General features: G+C 62.3%; 23 protein-coding genes and 1 tRNA gene. 4 read left to right on the plus strand and 20 right to left on the minus strand.

Annotated features, from left to right (window positions below):
• Nucleotides 1-64: 64 nt before the first annotated feature.
• Both AXK12_RS00845 and ilvD read right to left on the minus strand, forming a co-directional pair.
• Entirely contained in the window at nucleotides 65-1,669 is a 1,605-nt protein-coding gene (locus tag AXK12_RS00845; RefSeq protein ID WP_068710888.1) for a glucose-6-phosphate isomerase, read from the minus strand.
• Nucleotides 1,670-1,773: 104 nt separating this feature from the next.
• The gene (ilvD, locus tag AXK12_RS00850; RefSeq protein ID WP_068710913.1) at nucleotides 1,774-3,507 is read right to left on the minus strand and encodes a dihydroxy-acid dehydratase; all 1,734 of its coding nucleotides are present in this window, start codon (nucleotides 3,505-3,507) and stop codon (nucleotides 1,774-1,776) included.
• Between the two features lie 286 nt (nucleotides 3,508-3,793).
• On the opposite strand from ilvD, the gene scpB reads away from it, so the two are divergent.
• Both scpB and pheA read left to right on the plus strand, forming a co-directional pair.
• Nucleotides 3,794-4,735, plus strand: a complete 942-nt coding sequence (gene scpB, locus AXK12_RS00855) for an SMC-Scp complex subunit ScpB (protein WP_068710889.1) — start codon at nucleotides 3,794-3,796, stop codon at nucleotides 4,733-4,735.
• Complete coding sequence (pheA, locus tag AXK12_RS00860; protein ID WP_068710890.1) at nucleotides 4,735-5,826, plus strand: prephenate dehydratase; 1,092 nt, start codon at nucleotides 4,735-4,737, stop codon at nucleotides 5,824-5,826. The genes scpB and pheA overlap by 1 nt, the downstream gene beginning before the upstream one ends.
• 317 nt (nucleotides 5,827-6,143) lie before the next feature.
• Here the strand turns inward: pheA and rpmA are convergent, their stop codons facing one another.
• The 9 genes from rpmA to AXK12_RS00905 all read right to left on the minus strand — a co-directional run bounded on the left by rpmA (nucleotide 6,144) and on the right by AXK12_RS00905 (nucleotide 14,787).
• Nucleotides 6,144-6,383 carry a 50S ribosomal protein L27 gene (gene rpmA, locus AXK12_RS00865; RefSeq protein ID WP_068710891.1) on the minus strand — a complete coding sequence of 80 codons (240 nt, stop codon included), beginning with the start codon at nucleotides 6,381-6,383 and terminating at the stop codon, nucleotides 6,144-6,146.
• 99 nt (nucleotides 6,384-6,482) lie between these two features.
• Nucleotides 6,483-6,797 (minus strand): 50S ribosomal protein L21, encoded by a 315-nt coding sequence (gene rplU / locus AXK12_RS00870; protein ID WP_068710892.1) that lies wholly within the window; start codon nucleotides 6,795-6,797, stop codon nucleotides 6,483-6,485.
• 240 nt (nucleotides 6,798-7,037) lie between these two features.
• The gene (locus AXK12_RS00875) at nucleotides 7,038-8,372 is read right to left on the minus strand and encodes an NAD(P)/FAD-dependent oxidoreductase (RefSeq protein ID WP_068710893.1); all 1,335 of its coding nucleotides are present in this window, start codon (nucleotides 8,370-8,372) and stop codon (nucleotides 7,038-7,040) included.
• Between the two features lie 102 nt (nucleotides 8,373-8,474).
• Nucleotides 8,475-9,152 (minus strand): DUF4198 domain-containing protein, encoded by a 678-nt coding sequence (locus tag AXK12_RS00880; RefSeq protein ID WP_068710894.1) that lies wholly within the window; start codon nucleotides 9,150-9,152, stop codon nucleotides 8,475-8,477.
• A 150-nt stretch (nucleotides 9,153-9,302) separates the two neighbouring features.
• Nucleotides 9,303-9,896: a Fur family transcriptional regulator gene (locus AXK12_RS00885; RefSeq protein WP_068710895.1), complete on the minus strand. Its 594-nt coding sequence runs from the start codon at nucleotides 9,894-9,896 to the stop codon at nucleotides 9,303-9,305.
• 252 nt (nucleotides 9,897-10,148) lie between these two features.
• Nucleotides 10,149-11,417, minus strand: a complete 1,269-nt coding sequence (locus AXK12_RS00890) for a ChuX/HutX family heme-like substrate-binding protein (protein ID WP_068710896.1) — start codon at nucleotides 11,415-11,417, stop codon at nucleotides 10,149-10,151.
• A gap of 44 nt (nucleotides 11,418-11,461) precedes the next feature.
• The gene (locus AXK12_RS00895) at nucleotides 11,462-11,929 is read right to left on the minus strand and encodes a flavodoxin domain-containing protein (RefSeq protein ID WP_068710897.1); all 468 of its coding nucleotides are present in this window, start codon (nucleotides 11,927-11,929) and stop codon (nucleotides 11,462-11,464) included.
• A 97-nt stretch (nucleotides 11,930-12,026) separates the two neighbouring features.
• A complete protein-coding gene (locus AXK12_RS00900) occupies nucleotides 12,027-12,404 on the minus strand; it encodes a hypothetical protein (RefSeq protein ID WP_068710898.1) in 378 nt (125 codons plus the stop codon).
• Nucleotides 12,405-12,477: 73 nt separating this feature from the next.
• Entirely contained in the window at nucleotides 12,478-14,787 is a 2,310-nt protein-coding gene (locus AXK12_RS00905; protein WP_068710899.1) for a TonB-dependent receptor domain-containing protein, read from the minus strand.
• A 219-nt stretch (nucleotides 14,788-15,006) separates the two neighbouring features.
• Between AXK12_RS00905 and AXK12_RS00910 the strand changes: the two genes are divergently transcribed.
• The gene (locus AXK12_RS00910; protein WP_068710900.1) at nucleotides 15,007-15,873 is read left to right on the plus strand and encodes an energy transducer TonB; all 867 of its coding nucleotides are present in this window, start codon (nucleotides 15,007-15,009) and stop codon (nucleotides 15,871-15,873) included.
• 46 nt (nucleotides 15,874-15,919) lie between these two features.
• Here AXK12_RS00910 and AXK12_RS00915 read toward each other — a convergent pair whose 3' ends face one another.
• The 3 genes from AXK12_RS00915 to AXK12_RS00925 all read right to left on the minus strand — a co-directional run bounded on the left by AXK12_RS00915 (nucleotide 15,920) and on the right by AXK12_RS00925 (nucleotide 19,055).
• The gene (locus AXK12_RS00915) at nucleotides 15,920-16,744 is read right to left on the minus strand and encodes a phosphatidate cytidylyltransferase (protein ID WP_068710901.1); all 825 of its coding nucleotides are present in this window, start codon (nucleotides 16,742-16,744) and stop codon (nucleotides 15,920-15,922) included.
• Between the two features lie 45 nt (nucleotides 16,745-16,789).
• Complete coding sequence (gene uppS / locus AXK12_RS00920) at nucleotides 16,790-17,548, minus strand: undecaprenyl pyrophosphate synthase (protein WP_068710914.1); 759 nt, start codon at nucleotides 17,546-17,548, stop codon at nucleotides 16,790-16,792.
• A gap of 64 nt (nucleotides 17,549-17,612) precedes the next feature.
• Nucleotides 17,613-19,055 (minus strand): phospholipase D-like domain-containing protein, encoded by a 1,443-nt coding sequence (locus AXK12_RS00925; protein ID WP_068710902.1) that lies wholly within the window; start codon nucleotides 19,053-19,055, stop codon nucleotides 17,613-17,615.
• A gap of 131 nt (nucleotides 19,056-19,186) precedes the next feature.
• Between AXK12_RS00925 and AXK12_RS00930 the strand changes: the two genes are divergently transcribed.
• A tRNA-Tyr gene (locus tag AXK12_RS00930) sits at nucleotides 19,187-19,272 on the plus strand.
• A 138-nt stretch (nucleotides 19,273-19,410) separates the two neighbouring features.
• Here AXK12_RS00930 and AXK12_RS00935 read toward each other — a convergent pair.
• The 6 genes from AXK12_RS00935 to AXK12_RS00960 all read right to left on the minus strand — a co-directional run bounded on the left by AXK12_RS00935 (nucleotide 19,411) and on the right by AXK12_RS00960 (nucleotide 25,432).
• The gene (locus AXK12_RS00935) at nucleotides 19,411-22,023 is read right to left on the minus strand and encodes a heavy metal translocating P-type ATPase (RefSeq protein WP_082782534.1); all 2,613 of its coding nucleotides are present in this window, start codon (nucleotides 22,021-22,023) and stop codon (nucleotides 19,411-19,413) included.
• On the minus strand, nucleotides 22,023-22,727 hold the full coding sequence (locus AXK12_RS00940; protein WP_231863467.1) for a sulfite exporter TauE/SafE family protein: 705 nt from the start codon (nucleotides 22,725-22,727) through the stop codon (nucleotides 22,023-22,025). Before AXK12_RS00940 ends, AXK12_RS00935 begins: the two co-directional genes overlap by 1 nt.
• A gap of 53 nt (nucleotides 22,728-22,780) precedes the next feature.
• Entirely contained in the window at nucleotides 22,781-23,008 is a 228-nt protein-coding gene (locus AXK12_RS00945; protein ID WP_197456941.1) for a hypothetical protein, read from the minus strand.
• Nucleotides 23,005-24,486, minus strand: coding sequence for a cytochrome c oxidase accessory protein CcoG (ccoG, locus tag AXK12_RS00950; RefSeq protein ID WP_068710904.1), 1,482 nt, complete (start codon nucleotides 24,484-24,486; stop codon nucleotides 23,005-23,007). The genes AXK12_RS00945 and ccoG overlap by 4 nt, the downstream gene beginning before the upstream one ends.
• Nucleotides 24,487-24,617: 131 nt before the next feature.
• On the minus strand, nucleotides 24,618-25,232 hold the full coding sequence (locus AXK12_RS00955) for a c-type cytochrome (protein ID WP_082782535.1): 615 nt from the start codon (nucleotides 25,230-25,232) through the stop codon (nucleotides 24,618-24,620).
• A complete protein-coding gene (locus AXK12_RS00960) occupies nucleotides 25,229-25,432 on the minus strand; it encodes a hypothetical protein (protein WP_068710905.1) in 204 nt (67 codons plus the stop codon). The genes AXK12_RS00955 and AXK12_RS00960 overlap by 4 nt, the downstream gene beginning before the upstream one ends.
• Nucleotides 25,433-25,440 lie beyond the last annotated feature (8 nt).

Here is a 25,440-nt window from a genome sequence, read left to right on the forward strand (position 1 = left end):
CGATTCCTGAGTTGCGCGGATCCGTGGGGGCTAGCGCGTTGCGGCGAAACTTAATGCGCCCCACTTATGCGCGATAACGCGAATCGTACCAGGGCGTGCGCGGCGCTTTGTTTATGCGGCCATTGGCGGCGAGGTGTTCGAGCACCTTGAAGGTGAGTTCGGGCGAGCCCTCGACTTTTGCGGCGAGGGTTTCGGCGCTTTGACCCTCGGCGGGCGCGGTGGCTTCGCGTAGCGCGGCGACGAGGCGGCGTTGGAGCGCGATGACGCCCGTGGCGGCTTTCTTGCCCGCTTCGACTCCGGGTTGGTGGTAGGCGTTGATGCCGACGAGTGAGGCGTAGAGTCCTACGGCGCGTTCGTAGAGGGCGATCAACATCCCGAGGGAGCGCGGCGTGAGCTCGTCGATGGTGAGGCTGATCGAGTGGCGATCTTTCTCGCTGAGCGCGTCGCGCGTGCCGAGGTAGAAGCCTTGCAGGTAATCGCCGGAGGTGACACCGGGCTCGACTTCGAGAGGCTCCTTGAGAAGCAGATTACGCCTATCTTTAAGCACCTCGATGAAGGTCACGAAGAAGTTGTTCACGCCTTCGCGGAGCTGTTGGACGTAGGCGTGTTGGTCGGTGGAGCCCTTGTTGCCGTAAACGGCGATCCCTTGGTTGACGACGCGGCCTTGCGTATCGAATTCCTTGCCGAGCGACTCCATGACGAGCTGCTGGAGGTAGCGGGAAAAGAGGAGTAAGCGGTCTTTGTAGGGGAGGAGGACCATGTCCTTTTCGCCGCGTCCGTTGGTCTCGTAATGCCACATGAGGGCGAGGAGCGCTGCGGGGTTTTCGCGCGTGACGGGGCGGCGGGTGACGGCGTCCATCGCCGCCGCTCCAGCGAGCATGTCATGTATATCTAGACCGCGAAGTGCGGCGGGGAGCAGTCCTACTGCGGACAGTTCTGAGGTGCGCCCACCGACCCAGTCCCACATCGGAAAACGGGCGAGCCAAGCTTCGTCCTGAGCTAATTTGTCGAGTTGGGAGCCTTCGCCGGTGACGGCGACAAAGTGCCTCGGGTAATCAAGCCCATGGTCGCGGAAGTAGGCCGCGGTTTCGAGCATGGCGTTGCGCGTCTCGACCGTGCCGCCGGATTTGGAGATGACGACAACGAGCGTGGTCGCCACCTTTCCTTGAGCATCGATTTCCTTGAGGGCTGCTTCGATGCCATCGGGGTCAGTGTTATCCATGAACGAGAGAGTCATGGGCGCTTGATCCGGCTGACTAAGTGCCTGGTCCACGAATTGCGGGCCGAGAGCTGAGCCGCCGATTCCGATGACCAAGAGGTGCCTAAATGGATTACCGTTGGGGGCGGTTTTCGCCCCGGTTCTTATGTCGTGGGCGAAGCGATCTATCTTGGCACGTGTTGTAGTGATGGCTTCCCGGATTTCGTCGGTGGGAGCGAGCTGCGGCGCGCGGAGCCAGTAATGGCCGACCATGCGTTGTTCATCGGGGTTGGCGATTGCGCCTTTTTCGAGGGCGTTCATCGCGGCGAAGGCGGCCTGAATGTCGGCTTCGCGTTTTGCGAAAAAATCCTCGGGAAAGGGGATTCGGCTAATATCGAGCGCGAGGCCGAGCTCGGTGTTTTGGTAAAGCGTGTCTTTGAAGCGCGACCAAGTAGCGGAGGTGGAGGACATGGCGGGATCGGGTGAGTGAGTGAAAGGGGAGCTGGGGGCGAGCGTTAGTTGAGCGCGAATACGCAAATGCACGCGACCAAAGCGCGTGCGTTTTTCTCAATGGCTCAAAGGGCTAGGGCTTTGTCGGTGACTGCGCCTTCGGAGGCGGTGGCGACGAGTGCGGCGTATTTGGCTAAAACGCCGCGTGTTTCCTTGGGCGGAGCGGGCCGGTAGGCGGCCATGCGCGCGGCATACTCATCGTCGGGGATGAGCAGCGAGATGGTATTTTTAACGGCATCGACCTCAATCAAGTCGCCATTGCGCACGATGCCGATGGGGCCGCCCTTGGCGGCTTCGGGCGTGATGTGGCCGACGTCGAAGCCGTGTGAGCCGCCCGAAAAACGTCCGTCGGTGATGAGGGCGACGTCTTTGATGAGTCCGCGTCCGGCGACTGCTGAAGTGGGCGAGAGCATTTCGCGCATGCCGGGGCCACCGCAGGGGCCCTCGTTGCGGATGACGACGACGTCGCCTTTGACCACGTCGCCGCGTAAGATGCCTTTGAGCGCGTCTTCCTCGCCTTCGTAGACTTTGGCAGTGCCTTTAAAGTAGAGCCCTTCTTTGCCGGTGATTTTGCCGACTGCGCCGCCGGGAGCGAGGTTGCCGTGGAGGACGCGCAGGTGAGTGGAGCTTTTGATGGGCTGTTCCCAAGGGTGAATAATGTCCTGCTCGTGCGGATACGCGGCGTAGGGCTGCACGTCGCGCAGCGTCTCGGCAATGGTCTCGCCGGTGACGGTGAGGCAGTCTCCGTGGAGCATCCCCCGGTCGAGCAGCAGCTTCATCATCGGGCGGATGCCGCCGATGCGCACGAGGTGGCTCATGTTGTATTTGCCGAAGGGTTTTAGGTCGGCCAAGAGCGGCACGCGCTCGCCGATTTCCCTAAAATCCTCCAGAGAGAGCGACACCTTGGCGGCGTGAGCGATGGCGAGTAGATGCAGGATGAGGTTAGTCGAGCCGCCGAGTGCGATGCAGACGGTGATCGCATTTTCAAAGGCTTTGCGGGTGAGGATGTCGCTGGGGCGGATGCCCTTGCGCAGCATGTTCATAACGGCCTCGCCCGCGCGTTCGCAGTCTTGGCGTTTGGCTTCGCTGACGGCGAGTTGGGCACTGCTGTTGGGCAAGCTCATCCCGAGCACCTCAATCGCGCTCGCCATTGTATTGGCCGTATACATACCGCCGCAAGAGCCGGGGCCGGGGATGGCGGCGGCTTCGACGGCCTTGAGTCCCGCGTCGTCGAGCTCGCCTTTGGCGTGTTTACCGACCGCCTCGAAAACGGAGACGACATCGAGCGGTTTTTTGTGGTCGCAATCGTCGGCGGTGAAGCCGGGCAAAATCGTGCCCCCGTAAATGAAGACGGCCGGGCGGTTGAGCCGCGCGATGGCGATCATCGCGCCGGGCATGTTTTTATCGCAGCCGCCGATTGCGACGAGCCCGTCGAAGCCCTCGGCGGCGACGGCGGTCTCGATGGAGTCGGCGATAACTTCGCGCGACACGAGCGAGTAGCGCATGCCTTGCGTGCCCATGCTGATGCCGTCGGTGACGGTGATGGTGTTGAAGTAAACGGGCTTGCCGCCTGCTGCGGCGATACCTTGGCGGGCGTGGTCGCTTAGGTCGCCGAGGTGCACGTTGCAGGGCGTCATGTCGCTGGGGCTGGAGGCGACGGCGATTTGGGGCTTCTTAAAATCCGCATCGGTAAAGCCGACTGCGCGGAGCATGGCGCGCGCTGCGGCGCGGTCATTGCCATCGACGACGGCGGAGGAGTGCGGGCGAATCGTTTCTGCGGCGGATGAAGACTTGCTCATGATGTTGCTTAGGTTCGCGAGGGGGGCTGAGTTGCGAACGAGCAAGCACGCTAGCGCTGCGCTTTTGCGCGCCGCAAATCATTTGCTCTGGAATGAAGGGAAAGCGCTCTGAGCGATCGTCACTCTCCCCGCGACTTCATTACGGGCGCCTTCCTAGCGCTGGAGTTCGGCGAGCAGGCGGGCGCGGGTCGGCGCGGAAACGTGGGGAATAAAAACTAGGCGCGGATGGCTTGGGAGTTGCCTCGGCTTCGGTCTCTGCGCATTCACTACTCGCTCCGTTACCTGCATGGCGTTTAACCTAAAAAAAGTGCTCCGCGCGTTGCTGTTTTCCTCCAGCCAGCCGCTTACGATTAAAGACATCCAGACGACTTTTGCGCGGTTTCACGACTCGGAGGAGGCGCGTGAGGCTGCGGCGCAAGACGCGGTGTCGGCCACCGGCACGCTTGATGGCGCGGCCCGAGCGGCCAGTGACGAAGCAGATGCGGACGGCGACGCGTTGAGCGAAGAGGAGCGCGAGCTTTACGCCGAAGTGCCTTCGCTGGTCACAGCGACGCAGATACGAGACGCCTTTGCGGAGATTGCTGCCGAGTTTGCGGCGGCGGACGAGGGGCTCCTGCTCGTCGAGGGCAGCAGTGGCTACCAGCTCGTCACGCATCCGCGTTTTGCGCGCTGGGTGCGGCTTTTGCGCGGTGAGCCCGCGCCTGCGCGGCTGAGCCGCACGGCACTCGAAACGCTCGCTATCGTCGCCTATCGGCAACCGGTTACACGCAGCGAAATCGAGACGATTCGCGGCGTCTCTGCCGATGCGGGGCTAAACAAGTTAATCGAGCGCGAGCTAGTCTACGTCGTGGGCCGAGCCGAAGTCCCTGGGCGCCCCATCCAATACGGGACGACCGAGCAGTTTTTGGATTTTGTGGGGCTGCGCTCGCTCGACGAGTTGCCCGCTTCCGATGTGCTCTCTAACCGCCAAATCAACGCGTGGTTGCAAAGCGCCGCCGAAGCTGTGGCCGCACCGCAGCCGCTCGCCGACGAAGCGATGGGCTTGCCGCTCGAAGAGGGCGAAGGCGAGACCCCGAACCTTGAGGAAGTTTCGCTCGAAACGGGACTTGCCCCGTCGTCCGAAGCAGCGACTTCGCGGGATGCAGAAAACTTTATCATCGAAACAAACGAACTGGCTCAAGAGAGCGCTGCCGCTGTCGAAACCGCAGAAAAGGAGGAATCTGCCTAATGGACTTGGAACCGATTCGCGCAAAAATCGACGAACTCGACCGTGAGCTCGTTGACATCATTAACCGCCGCTTAGCGCTCGCCCAAGAGATCGGGCAGATTAAGCGTGTGACCGATGGCGAGGTTTACGTGCCCGAGCGCGAGGATGCCGTCTTTCGCAAAGTCTTCGCCTCCAACAAAGGCCCGGTGAATAACGAGGCATTGCGGGCGATTTACCGCGAGCTCATGTCGGCGGGGATCGCGCTCGAGAAGCCGCTCTCAATCGCCTACCTCGGCCCCGAAGCGAGCAACACGCATGCTGCTGCGATGAAAAAATTTGGCGTGAGCTTGGACTATCACGCGATGGCGAGTGTCGCGGATAGCTTTGCCGCAGTCGAGAAAGGCGAGGCCGACTATGCGGTGATCCCGATTGAGAACTCGACCGAAGGCAGCGTGCGCGAAGCACTCGACTGCTTCGTGGAGAGCGACCTAAAGGTTGTCGCGCAGCTTTATACCGAGATTAGCCACGCGCTGATTTCCAACGAGCCGCTAGAAAAAATAACGACCGTGTACTCGAAAGATCAGGCACTCGCGCAGTGTCGGTACTGGCTGCAACGGCACTTGCCGCAAGCGCGCTTAGTTGAGGCGTCGAGCACTTCGCGCGCGGTGCAAATCGCCGCGCAGGAGTCGGGTGCGGCAGCGGTGGCGGGCGAGCTCGCTGCGCAGTTTTACGGCGTGCCCGTCGTGGCCCGAGCCATTCAAGACAAGGCGGACAATACGACACGCTTCTTCATCCTCGGGCGCAAACCGACTAAGCCGATTGGGGGCGGTAAGGACGTGAGCAGCTTCCTGATTTCGCTCGGCGACGGGGCTTCCGACCGGCCGGGGGGACTGCTCAAAATGCTGATGCCGCTGGCCGAGCGCGGGATTAACCTCTCAAAAATCGAGTCGCGCCCGAGCAAGATGCGCCCGTGGGATTACTACTTCTTTATCGACGTGAGCGGTCATCATGACGAGCCCGAGATGCAGGCTGCACTGGCCGAATTGCGGAAGTTTTGCCCACTCGTGAAATGGCTTGGCAGCTACCCTGCCGTGCGTAGGGAGAGCGACTAAGGCCACTCGTGGCTTTTATTTTGCGAGCCGCTCGTTGGCGGCTCGTCTCGGGGGCTAGCTTCTCGAAGCCAGCTCTTCCTTAACTTTCTTTTTTACCTCCACCGCTAACCTCTCTCAATTTTTTGGACTGCTGAGCTTATACATGGCGGGGCGAGTGAATGGGGAGCGGTTTAAAAGTAAGGCTTTTCCGCTTGGGCGTGGCGAAGCTGGGCAGGGCGGAAAATACGCACAAAAAACGCCGCCTCGGGAAAGGGCTCCCAAGGCGGCGGTGGAAAGTCTGTGAGTTGCCAGTTGTGTGTTCTGGGCGGGAAGAGCGATCAGACGATGGAGACGCTGCGCTTGGCCTTATCGAACTTTACGACGCCGTCGCGCAGGGCGAAGAGCGTCCAGTCGCGACCGACACCGATGCCCGTGCCCGGGTGGATCTTGGTGCCGCGCTGGCGGATGATGATGTTTCCGGCGAGGACGGACTCGCCGCCAAAGCGCTTCACGCCGAGCCGCTTGGAGTGGCTCTCGCGACCGTTACTTGATGTTCCCTGTCCTTTTTTGTGAGCCATGACTAAAGTTCCTTTCGGTTGCTGCGTTTAAAATTCGGTGAGTGGGGGGAGACTCTGTGCTCGTGCTGTGCGGGATTTGCGTGCGCGTGACGGGCTGGCTTAGACCTTAATCGCCTCGACCTTGATGACCGAGAGCTCTTGGCGGTGGCCGCGCTTACGCTCCATGCCTTTGCGCTTCTTTTTCTTAAAGACGATGACCTTCTTGCCGCGCTTGTTTTCTAAAATTTTGACCGAGACGATTGCGCCCTCGAGGCGCGGGGTGCCGACCTTAAAGGACTCGCCCGCACCGGCGGCGAGCACGTCGCTAATCTCCACTACGGCACCGGCTTCCGTGTTGGGGTAGCGGTTTACGGTTAAAATGTCGCCCTCGGAGACAGTGAGCTGCTGGCCTTGGGTTCGGATGGTCGCTTTCATAGATAAAAGGCGCGGAGCAAGCCGAAGCGCTCAGTCTAGCGCAAGCCCAAAATGGGGGCTGTGGGCCAATCCAGTGACCTTACGGACAGCCTGTGGTACGCAAGGCGTTTCTCCCTGCTGGCGCGGGGTGCGCCGGTCAGTGACCGCAGCCATTTACGCTGGCGCGACTCTGATCAGCCCGCGCGCGCTTCAAGGCTGCGCGGTTGGCTGACCAGAGGTAGGCGTGTGTCCCGCCCCGCACTACGCTTTTTGTGGCGCGGGAGCAGGTGGCGAAGCAGCGGCGGCGGAGGCGGCGGGGGTTGGAGCTGGCGCGTCGCTTGATGGGTTTATGCCTGTGATGATGCGGGCGCCGCGTTGCCAAGTGAGGTAGGCCCAGGCCCAGTGCAGGAAGATGATGAGCCGGTTGCGCATGCCGATGAGGAAGAAGAGGTGCACACTCATCCACATGGCCCAAGCGGGCCAGCCGTTGAAGCGCATCTTGGCGACGGCGGCGACGGCGGCACTGCGGCCAATCGTGGCGATGCTGCCTTTGTCGAGGTAGGTGAAGGGCTGGCGGGCCTTTCCCTTAATCTCGGCGAGGATTTGCTTGGCGGCGTGTTTACCGGTTTGCGCGGCGGCGGGGGCGACGCCCGGGACGCGTACGTTTTTCGTGTCGACGATTGCGGCGAGGTCGCCGACTGCGAAGACTTCTGGGTGCTCGGGGAGGCTCAGGTCGGGGGCGACTTGGACGCGGCCTGCGCGGTCGAGCGGCACCCCGGCGAGGGTTTGCGTCACGGGGCTGGCTTCGACGCCGGCGGCCCAGAGGATGACGGAGGCTTCGATGCGCAGGTCGCCTGCTTGGACGTGGTTTGGGCCGACTTCGGTAACGGGAGCCCCGAGGTGGACTTTTACGCCCATCGCTTCGAGCTTGCGGCGAGTGTATTCCGATTGCTCGGGAGAGAAGGGGAGTAGGAGGCGCGGGGCGGCTTCGACGAGGTGGACGTGTGCTTTGCTTGGGTCGATGCGCCTAAAATCGTGCGTGAGGACGCGGCGGGCGAGCTCGACGAGGGCCCCGGCGGTTTCAACGCCGGTGGGGCCGCCGCCGATGACGACGAAGCTGAGCAGGCGCGACCACTCGGCGGTGTTCCTCGTGGTTTCGGCTTGCTCAAAGGCGTGGAGCATCCGGCGGCGCAGTTGGGTGGCCTCGTCGAGGGTTTTTAGGCCCGGCGCGTAGCGTTCCCACTCGTCGCGGCGACCGAAGTAGCCGGTGCGGGCACCGAGAGCGACGATGAGGTAGTCGTAGGAGAGGGTGCCGTGGCCGAGGGTGACTTGGCGTTTGTCGAGGTCGATTGCTTGCACCTCATCCATGAGCGTCGTGACGTTGCGCTGGCGGGCGAGGATGTGGCGCAGCGGCTGGGCGATGTCGGGGGCGGCGAGTCCTGCGGTTGCCACTTGATAGAGCAGTGGCTGAAAGAGGTGGTGGTTTTGCCGGTCGACTAGGGTGACGCGGAGGTTGGGGGCGCGTAGCTTTCGCGCGGCGTTGAGCCCGGCAAAGCCACCACCGAGGATGACTACGTGTTTTTGAGGTTCATTCATATAGGGATAGCAAAAAAAGGCGCGGGGCGCGTGTGTCGGGCTAGGAATTTGGGTTTTGGAGTGATGGGGGAAAGTTAGGGCGGCGGGGGCGCGGTGCTCCGCTCACTCGTGCCGCCAGCTAATCGCGCCGGTGTGGCTGATCAGTTCGTAGGCTTTACCACGGGTGAAGCCGGGGAGGGCTTCGCGATGGTTTGCTGTGAGAACGACTAGGCCGGGGCTTTGGGGCGTGTAGGTGATGATGCCTTCGGCGTTGGCGGTGAGTTTGGGCGTTTTGTGGTCGGCATCTTCTTCACTGGCGATACTGACGATGGCCCCCGGCAGCGGCTTGCCGCGAAAGGTCACGCGGATTTCGCCGGGCGTGCCAGTGGGCAGCAGGTCGAGAGTGAGGGCGGGCTCGGCGGGGATTTCTGCCGTGGTGGGCTGCCAGCGAACGTAAAGGATCGGCCAGATGGCGGGGCTCTTGCCGTGCTGCATAACGTAAAAGGTGGTCTCGCCAAGAGTGGCTTGGTCGGGGGCTGCGCCATCGAGGAGGTAGTGGTCGCTTTTCTTTTCGATGGAGAGCGGGGCGAGTTTGCCGTCGGCATCGGCAGTCCATGCGGAGTTGAGGTGGAGGTCGTCGAGGTAGCCAGGGGAGCTTTCGTAGCTCTCGCCGACTTGGCCGAAGCGGACGACAAGTTGCTGCGCGTCGTTGTCTTCAATCCAAACGGAGTGCGCACGAGAAAGGGAAATCGGCGCGAGAGCGAATAGGGCGAGGGCGAGGAGGAGGGGGAGCTTATTCACTGGAGTACGGCGGGTTAAGGGGAATGACGAAGCTGAGACCGGTTTTCTCTTAAGGTCGCGGTACGAATCGCCAGTAGAAAAAACAAAAAACGCACAGGGCAGCAGACTGCGCTCTGTGCGTTTTTTGCGGTGTTGTGGACTTTGGGCCGTCTATCGCATCGGTGCGGGGGCCACAGCGGCGGGTTGGTGCTCGCAAGAGCCGCAGGCGTTTACGTCCTCTTTCTTCTTTACGCAGCGGGCGAAGGTTTGGAGGCGTTGGCCGATGAGTTCGTAGCCCGCGCGTTCGGTGACGGTTGCGGCATACCAAGAGAGGAAGGGGGCGGGGACTTTTAAAATGCGCCCGCAGTCGACGACGTAGATTTCGGCGGTGGGCGGGGCGTCGGGGTCGTGGCGGCAGTAGCGGTAGTGGCCGTCGCCAAACTCAGTAGAGCGGAGGATGCCGTTACTGCAAAGGTCGGGGAGGGTGCGGTAGACGGTGGCGCGGGAGACGGCAGGGTGGAGCTTTTTGGCCTGAACGAGGAGGACTTCGGCGTCGAAGTAGCCGTCGAGTTTGTCGATGGCTTTAAAAATGGCGCGGCGCGCCGCGGTGACTTTCCAGCCGAGTTGCGAGCAGAGCTTTTCGGGGTTGAGCGGTGGGCGGGGGGCTGCGGTGGCGGCAGTCGCCCCAGTGGCTCCTGCTCCTTGAGACGGTGGCGGGAAGCTGGGCTCGGAGATCGGCGGGAAGATCGGAGTCGTAGTGCTCATTGGTCGGTGGGGTAACTAGGGGTAGTATCTGCCTCGCCTAGGTCAAGGGGTCTACGCCCCTTTCTATTTGGCGGCGGGCTCGCTGGAAGCTCGTCCGAAGCTTCTTTTTTCCACTACGCGTGGGGCGGCAGGCTGTGCCTGCACCCATTTACCGAATGCTCGGCTGCCGCGTCTGACTGGTCGCCAACGAGCTTGCGGCTGCGTCCTACGTGGAGTGGAGAGTCCTTCCTCAGCGCCGTAGGCGCGGGCTGCTTACGCTTTTGGCAGCTTGGCGAGGAGGGCGCGCCAGGTGTCGCTTTCGGGTTTGCGGGGTTCGCGTTTGGAGTAGAATTGGACGATGACTTCGCCTTTGGCGTTATAGACTTCGACGGTGCTGAGGATGCCTATGCTGCTGGGCTTTTTAACGAGCCAGATCTGGTCGATGCCCGCTTCGTTAATGCTGAGGCTGGCCCCGTGTTCATCGCCTACACGTAGCCAGCCTCCGCGGGCTTTGGTGGGCGCTTCGATTTTTCCCGTAAAGATCTGGGTGTTGGCCGAGTTGGAGACGAAGGCCATGATCTCGAGTTTTTCGTGCGCGGCGGCGGAGAGGAGCGCGTTGAGCGCCTTGGGGCTGTCGAGGCGTTGGGCGCGCTCGGGGCCTGCGAGGCGGAGAGCTTGGAGGCGGGTGACGTCGTGCTTGGCGAGGACGGCAGTGCTGAATTGGTGGACGTCGGTGATCGCGTCCCATGCGGCGATCAGGCTGGGCACGTCGACTTGCGCGTCGGGGCGGATGGGGTCGGCGGGTTCTTCGGGCGTGAGGACGATTTCGGAGCTTTGGGTTTCGGCGCGGAAGTCTTGGATGATTTGCTCAAAGGCGGGGATGCCGTCGAGGGTGTCGATGATGAGGCGTTGGACGGCGCGGCCTTGGTTATCGAAAAAGGTGAGGCTGCGTTGCACCTGGCCGTCGCGGGTGAAGGTGATTTGGGCAAAGGTGAATTGCCAGTTGGAGAAGTCGGGGCGTAGGTCGATGGGCGGGCCAAAGTAGCCTGGGAAAGTGCGCGCTTCGCGTTCTTCGGTGGCGGGGATGAGACGTGGCGGGCGGGGGGTGCCGATGACGCTGAGGCTGACGTCGTCATTGCGAGCGGAGGCGCGCAGGCGGCCTAGCTCGTGGAGGCGGCGGTTGAGGATCTCGAGGGCGGTCTCACGACCGTCTTTTAGGCGTATCACGTTTTTACCGACATCGGCGGCGAAGAGGTGCGCTTCGGAGAGACCGAGTCGGGTGGCTTCGCGGACGCGCTCGTGGCGGCCGACGGTTTGGAGGTGGCCGATTTTTTCGGCGGTGGAGCGCGTACCGGCGGAGAGAGTCGAGGCGGCGGGTAAGTCGAGACTCGTCTGAGCGGGCGCGATAGCGTCGCTCGTGCCCGCAGTGCTCGCTACTTGGCTCGGGGCGCCCGTGGTGTCGGTCGTGTTGCAGGCTGTGAGGAGCAGGGCGGCGGCGGACAGGCTGGCGAGTGCAGCGAAGAGATGGCGGGAGCGGGTCATGACAGAAAGCTAGGATGGGGAACTAAGGCGTGATGTTCCATGTTTTAGGCGGTGGCGAGGAGGGCAAGTCGCTCTTCGAGTAGGGGGAAGATTCCGGCTTCCCACTCGGCGTAGGTATCGTCGAAGAAGACGTCGGCTTCGGCGCGTTCGTAGAGGGCTTGTGCACCGAAGGAGGCGAGCCGCTCGTCGAGGTTGCGGGCAAAGCCGTTGAAAATCGGGTAGTCCCGGTCGCCGAGGCCGAAGATGGCGTAGCTAAGGTTACTGAGATCGAGGTCGGAGGCTTCGAGGTCGTAGTAAAACGTTTCGACGTCCATCGGAGGTTCGCCGTCGCCCCAAGTGCTCACGACAAAGAGCGCGTGGCCTTCGGTGATGAGTTGGTCGGGGCTGATCTCGGCGAGATTGACGAGTGTGGCGGAGATTCCGGCGGCTTGGGCGCGCTCTTGGGCGCGGAAAGCGAGCGACTCGGCATTTCCGGTGACAGTGCCAAAGTAGATGGTTAGGTCGGAGCTCATGGTGTGCGGGGGAGGGATTGGGTTCTTTGTGAAGGTGAGTTGAGAGGGAGAGGTGGTGGGAGTGGCGGGCTGTGCGGCGCTGCGTTTGGGTTACGCGTTACGCAGCCTTGCGGCGGGAGCGGCGTTGGGTTCTGGGGGCAGCGGCCTTCGTTTTGTTTTTGGTGAAAAGGTCGCTCGCGCTGACGAAGACGCTGACGCGGGCAGAGGGGCAGAAGCAGGCGAGGCGGCAGGCGAGGCACCAGATTTCGTGCTGGGTGGCGGCCATCTCGACGGGGAGTTGTAGAGTGATGAGCGGGTCTTGAGTGCTCGGGCCGGCTTGGATGGTTTTGACGAGGAGGGGTTGCGCCAGCTCCCGCGCACAGGTTTTAGCGATTTCGGCGAGGATCCCTGATTCGGAGGCGTGGGTGCTGCGGATTTCGCAAACAACGGGCGCGTTTTTGAGGGAGGGAGGCGCGGGGGCTGGCGTGTGTGTCATGGTTGGTCGAGTGGGGTAAGTTCGAGTTGGGGTTGATGGGCGGGAGATTTTGGGGGACTGAGCGGGCTCCTAATTAGAAGCCGATGCTGAGGCTGACGTAGAAGTTGGCTCCGGGCTGGACGTAGCGCTCGACCTCAGCGATTTGCGCGGCGGTGACGGGGGCTGCTAAACCGCGTGCGTTGTAGTAGTCCCAGTGCTTCTCGTCGGTGAGGTTGTAGGCTCCGGCGTTGAGCGTCGTGTAGTCGTTGATTTGCCAGTAGATGGCGAGGTCGAGCGTGGTGACGGAGGGGACGTCAAAATAGGTGGTCGTGAAGGGAGGGCCGGCGAGGGTATCCGCTCCTTGCTGCTGGCCGTTTACGCGCGTGGCGGTGAGTGCACCGCCGAAGCGTTTGCTGGGCGCATCGTAGGCGAGCGTGAGGCTGCCCTTGAAGGGGCCGACCGAGCCGAGGCGGCCTTTGACTCCCGCGACTTTGTTATCGACGGAGCTTTGGGCGCGGCCCGCAGCGAGGATTGCGCTGAAGCCGGTGAGCGCAGGTTCCCATGCGCCGAGGTCGGCTTTTAGTGTGCCTTCTACGCCGTAAATGTCAGCGTCACCGACGTTTTCGGGGCGGACGAGTAGGAAGCTGATCGTCGGGTAGTTAATCGGGTCCAGCGGCTGAGTCACATACTCGATGAAGTCCTTGTAGGCGGTGTAGAAGCCGGAGACTTGGAAGCTGAGGCCGTTGAGGGCTTGGCCTTTGAGGCCGAGCTCGAAGGCGTCGCTGGTTTCTTTGTCGAGATTCGGGTTGCCGAGGATGGCGTAGCCGTTGCCCGAGCCGGTGTAGCTGAAGGAGTCGTAGGTGCCGGTTTTCTCGACGGGACGGGGGAGCCGGTTACCGCGTTTGTAGCTGCCGTAGGCGGAGAGCTTCTCGGTAAGCTCGAGTTCGGCGGCTATACTGGGCGTTACGAAGTCGTCGCTCTCAGCTTTGATTTCGTTCCTCGCGGCGGGGACGCCATTGATGTAGCGGGAGAGGTCGGTCGGCTTTACGTCAACGGAATCGAAGCGCAGGCCGGGCGTGAGTGTCGCGCGGTGGCTGCCGATGTGGAACGTGATTTCATCGCTGAGGTGGGCGACAAACTCCTCGGTCTTCATGGAGGGCATCCGATCTTTGGTGCCGGTAGCCGCAGGAACTACGGCTCCCGTGCTACGGTTGGTGCGGATTTCGCGCCAAGGGCGGTTGGTTTTCACCTCGGAATAGCTGAGGCCGTAGCTGAGGGTGTGGTGGGCGCCGATGCGCTTGATGGCGTCGATTTTTCCGCCGAGCGAGTCGTTGTTGAACTTGGTCTTAATATCGCGGTTGAAGTCGCCGCCAAAGGTGTAGCGAGCGCGGGTGTGGTCGCCGTTTACGGCGTCCTGCCAGTAAGCCATTGTGGTGAGTTGGTCGAAGACGGGCAGGCCGCCAACAGGCACAAAGGTGTGCTTGAGGTTTAGTGTGAAGCGCTCGGTCTCCGAGTGCTGGAGGGGGGCTTCGGGGTAGAAGCCGCCGATCTTGTTGATCGCGACGAGGTCGCGCTCGCGCTTGAAGTGCTCTACGGTGAATTCGAGTTTTTGGGCGGTGGCGTTGTCCCAAACGAGCTTGGTGAGGATGGAGTCGGAGCTCCAGTCGAGCGGGTTGACGATGCCCGTGCCTTTCGAGCGTCGCTCCTCGCCGTCGCGGCGGGTGTAGATGACAAGTGCGGACACTTCGCCCTGACCGACGGCACCGGTGACGGTGTGCGAGAGGCTTTCGTCAACCGAGGCATAGGCGGCTTTGTAGCCGAGGTAGAAGGGGCGATCGCTGCGCCCGAGGAGGTCGGCGGGCGACTTAGTGGCGAAGCTTACGCCGCCACCGATGGACGCGTTTCCACGTCCGGCAAAGGTCGTGCCCGAGGCGATGCCTACGCTGCGGTAGTTTTCGATTTCGTAGTAGTCGCGGCCAATGCCGAAGCCGTTCATCGAGGTGCCATCGGGGCGTTGCGCGGCGTCGGGAATCGGGATGCCATCGATGTCCATGCTGACGCGGTTGCCTTCGAGGCCGCGGATGTTGTAGCCCGAGTAGCCGCTGCCGTCCCAGAGCCCGCCTTGGCCGCTGGCCATCGAAGGGGCGTTAACGAGCGGCTCGTAACGGACGACGCCGCCCATGTCAGTGGCGCCGCGTTGGGCGAATTCTTGGGCCGAAATACTGGTAAAGGTGCCCGCCGGTGGCTCGGTTTGGACGACGGCGAGAGTCTCGCGTTCGGCCTCGACTTGGATTTCAGTGACGTCGACTCCGGGCGGATTGGTGGGCGCGGTTTGGGCCACTGCGGCTTGGGCGCAGGCGGCAGCTAGCAAGGCGGCTAGCGCAGATAGTTTTGCTTTGTTCATGGTGTGTAGGTGCGGAAAGGGGCGGGGAAATCTTGAAGCGGCGAAAGAGGGGCTTGGATTTCGAATAAATGAGGTTGCGCGGTAGAGGAGGAGACTCATTCTCACCAATTCGCGAAGCTTACCAACGATCTGGCTTCGTCAACTTGATTTTGAGATAGATTCCCAAATAGAAAATTAAGTCACTAATAATAAGTGAGATAAAAAAATAGATTTTGAGAAATGAGCCCCGTGACTCGCCAAAACTTGGAAAGTTGTGGATTGCCTAGCGTCACTGCGCGGGAGCTCGAGGGCTGTGCGAATGAAGGCGAGTTGACGGGCAGCCATTTGGGCTGCGGAGGGCGTAGACCCTCATTTTGGGCGCGCTACGGCGTAGCGGGCGTAATTGCGCTAGGACTACATGCTGCGCTGGTCGTGCTGTGGCCGGAGCCGAGTGCTCAGCCTTTGTCGCACGGCAACGGCGGGCTCCGAGAGGCCTTTGCTGGGGTGGGCGAAACGATGGAGCTTTCGCTTATCGATGACGACGACTCGCTCTTTGGCGAAGTCGCGGAGCAGAGCCCGTCGCTGCAAGAGCAACGTCCGATGCAGGAGGATTGGGTGGTGGCGTGGGACTTCGACCCAAGTACGTTTACGCAGGAAGTCGCACCCGATGTGTCCGGCTTGTTGGCGGCTTCGCTTGCCGGGCAGATGGACGATGCGGTGAGTGCAGCCCTGCGTGCGATGCAGGAGAGTTTGGGCCAAAGCGGCGGTCGGCGTGGGCAGGGGCTTAGTTTTGGGAAATCGGGAATCCTCTATGCGCCGAATCCGCCTTACCCGCCTGCGGCGCGTCGCGAGGGGCGCGAGGGGATGGTCGAGTTACTCGTTTTGGTCGATGGACGGGGGCGCGCGAAACGGGCGGAGGTGTCTCGCTCTTCGGGCTACGACGATTTCGACGAGACCGCGCGCAATACCGTGATGACGCGTTGGCAATTCCCCGCGCGGGAAAACGAGCTCCAAATCGTGCGCGTCGTTTTTACGCTTACGGACAAGACTCGGCCCTCGACACCGGCCTCACGCCGCGCTGGGCCGACTGTCGCCTCGGCGCGGTGAATCGCTCGCGTAGTGGAGAGGGCTTACTTGCCGCAGCCGCCTTGGCTCAAAATAGATAAGTAAAGAGTAGGTAGGCGACTGGTGCGGGCAGGAGCAGCGAATCGCTTAAGTCAAACATCCCACCGATGCCCGGAATGAGGCCGCCCGAGTCTTTGAGTGCGGCGCGGCGTTTAATAATCGATTCGACCAAGTCGGAGAGAATGCCGGTCGCGGCGATTGGGGCGGCGAGTGCGGCTGCGGCGAGTGGCGTGAAGTTCGGCGGAAGCACCTCGCGCCCGAGCCAGGCAATGAGTGCACCGAGCGCCATTGAGGTAAAGATGCCGCCCGCTGCGCCTTCCCAAGTTTTCTTTGGGCTAATGTTTGGCGTCATCTTGTGCCGTCCAATAGCTAGCCCAGTGAGGAGTGCGCCCACATCGCAAAACTTGGCGACGGCGACAAACCACAGTCCGAGCACAAGCCCGCGTGCCGGTAGGTCGGGCGCGATGACGAGGATGCGCACGAGGTAGTGGAGCATGAACGCGACGTAGAGTAGCCCGAAGAGCGTGGAGGCGAGCGCTTCGACGCGCAGATCGGCGCCGCGCTCGCGCAAAATCCGTATTGAGAAAAGGACGACGGCGAGGGCCAATAAGTGCTCGGCGTGGAGTCCGAAGCGTTGCGCGAGCCAGGGGGCGAGCGTAATCAAGCCGCCGAGGATTGCACCGAGCCGGGCAAAGGGGGCGAGCCCGGCCCCTGCGAGCAGTCGGTAAAACTCGAGCAAGGTGAGCGCAGAAATGGCGCTCACGAGCAGGACGGCTCCCGTCGTCCGAAACTGCCACAAAACCGCGCCGACAATCAGCCAAAGAAGGACGGTGCTTAAGATGCGCTTAGTCATAGGTCGGGAGCAGTTGAGTGAGTGGGCAAGCGATAGTTGGGGGAATTACTGCTCATCGGATCCGCCGCATTGGGCACTGGTTTTCCCGTAGCGGCGTTCGCGACGGCTGTATTCAGCGATGGCTTGCGCGAGGTCATCTCTCCCAAAGTCGGGCCACAGGACAGGCGTAAATACAAACTCGGCGTAGGCGGCTTGGAGGAGCAGGAAGTTGCTCAGGCGCGTCTCGCCGGAGGTGCGGATGACGAGGTCGGGGTCAGGCAGGTCGCCGGTGTAGAGGTGGCGGCTAAAGCTCTCCCAAGAGCGGTCGCTGGGCGAGATTTCCCCGGCGGCAAGTGCGGCGGCGTAGCTGTGGGCGGCATCGACGACTTCGCTGCGTGAGCCGTAGTTTAGCGCGAGCGTGAGGGTGTAATCGCTGAAGTCGCGTGTGGCTTTGATGGTGCGTGCCAATTGGCGTTGGGCGCCGGGCGGTAACTCGTGTGTGCGGCCGATAGTGCGGAGTTGGATACGGTTTTTAACAAAGGTCTTGAGCTCGCGTTTTAGGTAGAGCTCGAGGAGCCGCATGAGTGCACCGACCTCGTCTTGTGGGCGTCGCCAGTTTTCGGCGGAGAAGGCGTAGAGCGTGAGCATGCGCACGCCGAACTCGCGAGTGGCATCGATGATGCGGCGCACGGTCTCGACCCCGCGCCGGTGGCCCTCAATGCGAGGGAGCCCACGTTGCTGTGCCCAGCGTCCGTTACCATCCATAATGATAGCGATGTGGGCAGGGACTTGGTGGGTGGCGTGAGGGACAGCGGGCTCGGCCATAGAAGAATCGGCCGAGTTAGCCATGTGGCATCGGAGGCTTCGAGTTTTTTCCAAGCCGAGTCATTTAAAGCAGTGGCGCGAGGAGGCGGCTCAGGTCTTCGAGGAGGTGCTGGACGAAGCGTTGGTGGCGTTTGGGGGCGGTGGGCGAGTGGGCGGCGTTGGCGAGAAGCGAGTCGGCCCAAGCGGCGATTTGGGCGACTTCGGCTTGAGAGTGGACAAGGACGCCGATCTCGAAATTCACAAAAAGGCTGCGCAGGTCGAAGTTGGCCGAGCCGAAGAGTGCGATCGCCCCGTCCACAATCGTGGCCTTGCTGTGAAGCATGCGTGGGCCGTGGAGTTTTACGGTGACGCCTGCTTCGCGCAGTTCGCGCAGGTAGTGGCGGCGCGCGAAGTCGGTGATCGGGTGGTTCGACTTGGCGGGGACGAGTAGGGTGACCGCGACGCCGGAGCGCGCTTTTACGATGAGGGAGCGTTGCAGCACCTCGTCGGGGATGAAGTAGGGCGTGATGATGCAGATGCTTTGGTTCGCCGACTGGATCATGGCGACTAGCCCTTCGTAGAGCGGGTCGCCGTGGACGTCCGGCCCGCTGGCGACGACTTGCAGCTCGGCAGGGCCGCAGACCTGGGAGGCGGTTTCCGGTGGGATCTCGGCGCGGATTTTCTCAATTGCCTGGTGGCTGGCGAAGCACCAATCGGCGATGAAGACGTCGTTCAATAAAATCGCCGCCGGGCCACGTACGACCGTGCCGAAGTCTGTCCAACGCCCGTCGTGTGCGTCGGGCCCCATGTAGTCGGTGGCGAGGTTGTGCCCGCCGATGAGGGCGGTGCTGTGATCGATGACTGCGATTTTTCTGTGACTGCGCAGGTTGGCCGAGCTGCGGCGCGAAGAGAAAGGAAGTACGGGCATGAACCACTGGACCTCGCCGCCCGCCTCGACGAGCGGGCGCACGAAGTGGCGTGTGATAAACATAGAGCCCACCGAGTCTAGCAGGAGCCGCACCTTGATGCCGTCGCGGGCGCGCTCGGCGAGTAGGTCGATCAGCCGACGGCCTGTGTCGTCGCGCCCTAGGATGAAGGTGGTGATATGGATGTGGTGTTGAGCATGGCGGATTTGCTCAACGAGTTGCCGGTAGGCGTCTTCGCCGGTGGTGACGAGTTGCAGGGAGTTGCAGGGCAGCGGTGGGGAGCCGCCGGCATGCGAGACGGCGCGGGCGATGGGGCGGTTTGCGTGGTGGCCGGGCGTAAAGTCGGTGACGGGCAGTGTGGGCTCGACGGGCGTCTTACGCGCCATGAGTCGGCGCAGCTTTCGCCCGCCAAAAAGGAAGTAGAGCGGCACGCCGATGTAGGGGACGAGGACGATGCCGAGTAGCCACGCAAAGGTGTTTCCGGGTTGGCGTTTTTCGCTGAGCAGCCGCGCGATGAGAAATAGGGCCAAGAGGAAGCCCGCCACCGTGAGTAGGTGAGAGAGGGCTCCTTGCAGAAAGGGGTGTTCTTGGAGCTCATCCATGAGAGATGTAGAGGAAGCGCGAGAGAGTCTAGATGGGCTGTGGCGCCTTAGGCCAGAGCGTTGCGCGGCATAGTGCTAAAAAAAACTTGAAGCCGTCGCGCCCAGTCACGAGCATCCGCGTTTCCGTTTTTGGTAGGATACTCAAGTGGCCAACGAGGGCAGACTGTAAATCTGCTGGCTTACGCCTTCCCTGGTTCGAATCCAGGTCCTACCACCACGGCAGCGGCCTCTTAGAGGTCAGTGATCGCAGCCAATTGGCTGGCTAGAGCCTGTTCCCGTTTTAAGCGCGAGGCATCTGGCTCGCGGCTCGTCACTCACGTGTGCTGCGCACGCTCGCGGCGGCGACGACGTGTCGCTAAACGAGTTGGAGCTTTGAGCCCTTCATGCTTGCAGAGACGAGGGTGAGGGTGAGGAGCGAGTTTATCGGCATGAGGATTGCGGCGATGAGTGGGTTGATGAAGCCAAGGGCCGCGAAGCCGACGGCGAGTAGGTTGTAGCTCACCGAAAAGATGAGGATGACGCGTTCGGCGCGGCGGCGGATTGCGTTGACCTCGAAAAGGGCGTGGATGCCGCCAATGCCGCGTCCGAGATAGTAAAAATCGGCTTTTTGCGCGAGGGTGCCGCGATGGATGACGGGCGTGCCGCGTAGGAGCGCGGCGTCGAAGGCGAGGCTGTCGTTGAGTCCGTCACCGAGCATGAGGGCGTCGCTGGGTGCGTGGGTGCGGAGCCAGTCGGCTTTGTCTTGTGGGCTCATTTGGCCGTGGCCGTGTGCGGGCGCTAGGCCGAGTTGGGCGGCGGTGGCTTGGACTTTGTTCGTCGCGTCGCCGCTGAGGATGTGGGCTTCGAGTCCGAGGGCGCGGAGTTTGGCGATTGCTTCGGGTGCGTCGCTGCGAATCGAGTCGGCAAGGTGAAAGGTCGCGAGGGGAGTATCGTTATAGGCGAACAGGGTCGCAGACCCTTTTGCTTGGGGGCTCATCGCGGTCGCAGATCGAGCGTTGCCGTCGGCTTCTTGTGCTTTCCAGCCTGCTTTACCGAGTGACCACGGGCCGAGGGAGACGCCGCAGCCGATTTCCTCTAACACGTCGCCTTCGAGTGCTGCGGGTGTCGGGCCGCTGGCAAGAAGGGCTTCGAGCAGGCACTGGCTGACGGGATGCGGGTTGTCGCGAATAAGCGAATACAGGGCGCTGCGGGCTTCCTCTGAGAGCGTGGCGATCTGCTCTGGGTTTTGGAGGATTGGGGTTTCGAGGGTGAGGGTGCCGGTTTTATCGAAGACGAGTGTGCGGACTTTGTGGAGGAGCGACCAGAGCCGTGGGCTGCGGACAAAGACGCCTCGGCGGCGCAGTGCGACGGAGGCGATTTCTTCGGCGAGGGGGAAGGCCAGTCCGATGGCGCAGGGGCAGGAGACGACGAGGATGGCGGTGACGATTGCTCCGGTTTTAAGGAGGTCGCCGCCTGTGTGGAAACCCCAGAAGAGCGCGGCGAGTGCGGCGATCCCGAGGATGCCAATCAAGTAGCCTTGGACGATGCGTTCGAGGAGCGGATTGCGGTGCTCGGTTTCGCTTTGCGTGGCGGTGAGTTCGGCGAGAAGCGAGTGCGCCCAAGCTTGGGTGCTGCGTAGGCGAATGGGCGTGCGGCTGAGGTTGAGTGCCCCGGCAGGGATGCGTTGTCCGGCGGTGAAGCGGCGCGGGGCGGACTCGCCGTTGATCGAGGCGAGAGAAAACTCGACTTCGCGGGCAGTGCTCGCTGCCAAGCTGGCGGGGGATAGTGCCCGATCCGATTCGGGCGCGGCGCTTGCGTGCGTTTCAAGGATGGCCTCGACGGGGAGGATTTGGCCGGAGCGTAGTTCGAGGATTTGGCCGGGTTGGAGGCGCTCGGGTGGGGTGGGCTGGAGCGTGCCGTCGGGCTGGAGGATGGGGATGTGTTGCGGGCGGGGTTGGAGGGAGAGGAGGCGGCGGCGGTTGCGCTCGACGGCGCAGACTTGAGCCCAGCGGCCGATGAGCATCAGCACGATGAAGGTGCTCACGAAGTCGAAGTAGACGTAAGTCTCTTCGCCGATGGCCCAGCCGTAGAGTGAGCCGAGGTAGGCGCCGAGGATACCGAGCGAGATCGGCAGGTCGATGTGTAGGAGCCCGTGTCGAAGGCCGGCCCACGCGCGTCGCACGAAATAGCCGCCGCCCGCGAGCATGCTGAGCGTGCCAAAGGCGAGTGAGAGCGTGCCGAAGAGTCGTGCGTAGGGGAAGTCGGCCTCCATGCCGAAGTAGGTCGGCAGGGTGAAGAGCATGGTGTTCATCACAAAGGCCGTGCAGAGGCCGATGCGGCGGATGAGGGCGCGGCTTTCGAGCTCGGCGGTGCTGGAGTCGTGTGGGCCGACGAGGTAGTTAAAGGAGGCGAGTTTTTGGGCGAAGCCGGGCAGCGAGAGCTCGCCCGCTGTCCAACTGATTTCCATGTGGCCGAGTTGGGCGTTTACGGTGATGCGGCGTGCCCCGGGGATTTGGCTGAAGAGTTTTTCAATTAGCCATACGCAGCCCGCACAGGAGATGCCTTGAATCCCTAGTTTGGCGGTCGCGCTCGCCGAGCGTTTTACTTGGCGAGGCGTCGTTGCCGCCTGGTTATGGGGAGTATGGGGCGAGCCCTTTTCGTCCGTTTCGGCCTCGGCGTTTTTTTGGAGTTCCGCGAGCCAGTCGGCGTTTTGGGGCTGGAAAACGGTGGCGTCTACGGGGGCGGTGATGGGGTCTTTGATTCGGTAGTAGGCGTCGAGTCCGCTTTCGTGGATGAGTCGGTAAACGTAGGCGCAGCCCGAGCAGCAGAACCCTGTTTCGCGCATCGCGTGGTCGGTGAGTGCTGTCCCGCAGTGGTGGCAGCTGGGGGCTTTTTTTCGTCTGCGGCTTACGGCCTTGGTCGGCGTATCGGCTTCGGCGCGAAGCGGCGTGTCAGCGAGCAGATCAATTTTTAGTTCGGCAGCGTTCATCACCAGAAGCAGATGAGTGAGTTTACTTCAGGGCCTTCGAGTCCGAGGGTGCTGCGCAGTCGCCAGCTAATGATCAGTGCGCTGGAGAGCGCGAGTGTGATACGCACGCGGGCAAACCAGAGTGGCGAGAGTCGGTGGCGCAGCCATTGGAATTGCGCTTGGGCGAGCCAGAGCAGAGGCACCGTGCCGAGCCCGAAGGCGAGCATGAACTCGATGCCGCGCAGTGCGGAGCCGGAGAAGAGCGCGAGTGCCAAGAGGAAGTAGAGCGGGCCGCAGGGGAGCAGCGGTGTGGCGAGTCCGAGTGCTGCTGCACTCTTGAGTTTCGAGGGCGAGCGCAGGTGCGGGTTTAGCCGGATGAGGAGTCGCGAGAGGAAGAGCGGGCGGGGGAGGTAGCGGTCGAGCCGGAGCCCGAGCGCGATGAAGAACAGGACGCTTACCCAAGGCAGCCAGCGGAAGAGCGCGTCGTTTTGCAGCCACTGGAGGGGGAGTTTCCCAAGACCGCCCGCGACTGCGCCGAGGACGCAGTAGCTGAAGAGGCGCGTGCCGTGGTAAATGCTGCTGACGAGTTGGGCGTCCGCGCGGTCGCCTTTGACGGGCATTAGCGTGCAGGCGAGCGGGCCACACATGCCTGCACAGTGCAGGCTGGTGATGAGTCCGGCGATGAAGGCCGAGGTGGCAGAGTTGATGGACGCGGGCTCAATCAAGGTCGTGGACCTGGGTTTATTAGGCAGGCCGCGGGTTGGCGGCCTGTCCGGGTTTAAGGTTTTTTTGGAATCGGTTGCGCGGTGACGAGTGGGACTTCTTGGACGGGGTGTTTGGAGGCGAGTTTTACCCAAAAGACCCACGCGGCGACTTGCAGTGCGAAGGCCAGCCAGATGAGCAGCCAGGGTCTAAAGCCCTTTTTGCGACCAACATTGGCGGGCTTTCGTTGCTCGCCTGTTGGGTTTTCCGTGGTCGGTAGCGGTGTGAGCGCGTGCTTCATCATTCGTCCTCTTCGTTTAGCAGGCGTGGGTCGGGACCGAGGAATTCGATTTCGCGGGTTTGGGCAAAGCGGCCTTGGGCGTCGCGTGTGGTGATGCTGACTTTAAAGGGGCCGGTGTAGTGGCTGCGCGGGACGACGAGGACGAGGGGGCGGATTTCTTCAGAGATTGCGGGGACGCTGAGTGGTCCGTCGAGTCCGCTGCGTGTGAGCGGGGTGGGCGAGTCGACTTCTACGATGAAGTCAGTGGGCTCGGCACGTTTGTTGAGGATGCGCACGAAGAATTGGTTTCGGATCGTCTCGTCGGTCACGACGTAGGGCGTGCCGGTGATGCGGGTGACGCTGATGTTGGCGGGTTTGACGGTGGAGATGGCCTTGCTGGCAACGCCGATGCCGATCGCGAGCATGACCGAGTAAAGGTAAACGCGGGGGCGCAGCCAGCGGGTGCGGGCTCCGGCGAGCGCCGCTTGCGAGTCGTAGCGGATGAGGCCGGTGGGGCGTTTGAGTCGGCGCATGACTTCGTCGCAGGCGTCGATGCAGGCAGTGCAGCCGATGCATTCGAGTTGGAGCCCTTGGCGGATGTCGATGCCGGTGGGGCAGACTTGGACACAGCGCGCGCAATCCACACAGTCGCCGCGTTTGGCCTCTGGCTCGCTCGACGAGCCGGTTTTGACGAATTCGACGCTGCCTGCCGCTGCATTTGGGCTCTTCGCCAAACCGGGTTTCGCGCCCTTGCCGCGCGGTTCGCCGCGTCGGGTGTCGTAGCCGACGACCATCGAGTGGTCGTCAATCATGGCGGACTGGAGCCGTCCGTAGGGGCAGATGACGATGCAGAGTTGTTCGCGAAACCAAGCGAAGTTGAAGTAGAGGATCGCGGTGGCGACTGCGACAAAGAGGAAGGCACTCCAGTGTTCGCCGGGCGCGGTGCTCACCATTTCCCAGACGGATTTGAGCGAGACGTAGTAGGCTAGGAACAGGTGCGTGATGACCAGCGAGACGAGGAGGTAGAGCGCATGTTTGAGTGTGCGCTTGGCGATTTTAGCGCCTGTCCACGGGGCGGCGGCGAGCTTGCGGCGGGCGACGGCGTTACCGTCTATCCAGCGTTCGATGCGGCGGTAGACGTGGTCGAGGAAGACGGTTTGTGGGCAGGCCCAGCCGCACCAGATCCGGCCAAAGAGTGCGGTGATAAAGAAGAGGGCGAAACCTAGGCCGGTGATGAGAAAGAAGGACAGCCACATGTCCTGCGCGGCAAAGGTGAGCCCGAAGAGGTGGAAGCGGCGGGCGGCGATATCGAGAAAGACGGCGGGGAAGCCGCCTACCTGTATCCACGGGAGCGAGAGGTAGAAGACGATGAGGGCGAGCGCGGAGAGCTTACGCGCAGTGGTGAAGCGGCCCTTAACGTCGGCGGGGTAGATGAAGGGGCGCGAGCCGTCGGCACTGATGGTAGTGACCGAGTCGATGGTGGGCCGCACGGGTTTGAGCATTGGGAGGGCTCCCTTTGTGTGGGTCGTCGTTGTTTTTGGTGCCCGTGTTGTGGGGTTAGGCGAGTTTTCGTGAGAGAGTGAGTGTGGCCAAGTGGCGGCTAGGCAACGGCCCGTGCGCGCGAGTGTGCCGCTTAGCTTTCCTCGTGAGCGGGCTCGGTGTGGTGGCTAAGAATGTAGGCGATGACTTCGGAGGTCTTTTTGGCGCCAATGACGGGGCCCCAAGCGGGCATGCCTTTGGCGAGGACGCCGTTGTTGATTACGGCGAGGATGTCGGTGGGGTTGCCGCCGTGGGCCCATTCGTCGTCGACGAGGTTGTGGCCGATGCCGCCCTCGTCCACGCCTTTGAGGCTTTGGAGGTGGCAGCTCGCGCACACGGAGTTAAAGGTTTCGCGGCCGGCGTTTACGAAGACGGCGTTGCGGCTCATTTGCCAGAGTGTGGCGTCGTCGAGGTTGGCGGAGTTGGCGGCCAGTTTGGCGGCTTCGATACGACTGAGTTCGAGCTCAATTGCGGCCTCGGGGGAGAGAGCGATCTGCGCCTGCTCGACGTAGAACCAGTAGCCAATCCAGAACGCAATCGCGCCGTAAAAGGTGGCTAGCCACCAGTTGGGGAGGCGTTTGTCGTATTCCTCGATGCCGTCGAAGGTGTGCTCGCGAATGATGTCGTCGGTGGCTGCGCCCGCGTGTGCGGTGGCTGGTGCGGCAGCGTACGAGTGGGGCGAGGCGTTAGTTGCGTCGTGGGTGCTCATTCTTCGTGGGCTTGGTGCAAAGCGGTGTTTGGGGAGGTGTGAGGGGAGGGCTCGAAGGGGAGCGCGGCCATGTGTTCGGATTGGCCGCGTGTCATGCGTAGGGCGCGCCAGATCGCGCCGAGGAAGACGAGTGCGACGACGGCGAAGGCGATTAGCGTGCAGAGTGCCGCGTAGTCTTCGAATACGAGTCGTTTAAACATTGGGTCGC

Origin of the sequence: Cephaloticoccus capnophilus (assembly GCF_001580045.1) — a bacterium.
Taxonomy (GTDB): domain Bacteria; phylum Verrucomicrobiota; class Verrucomicrobiia; order Opitutales; family Opitutaceae; genus Cephaloticoccus; species Cephaloticoccus capnophilus.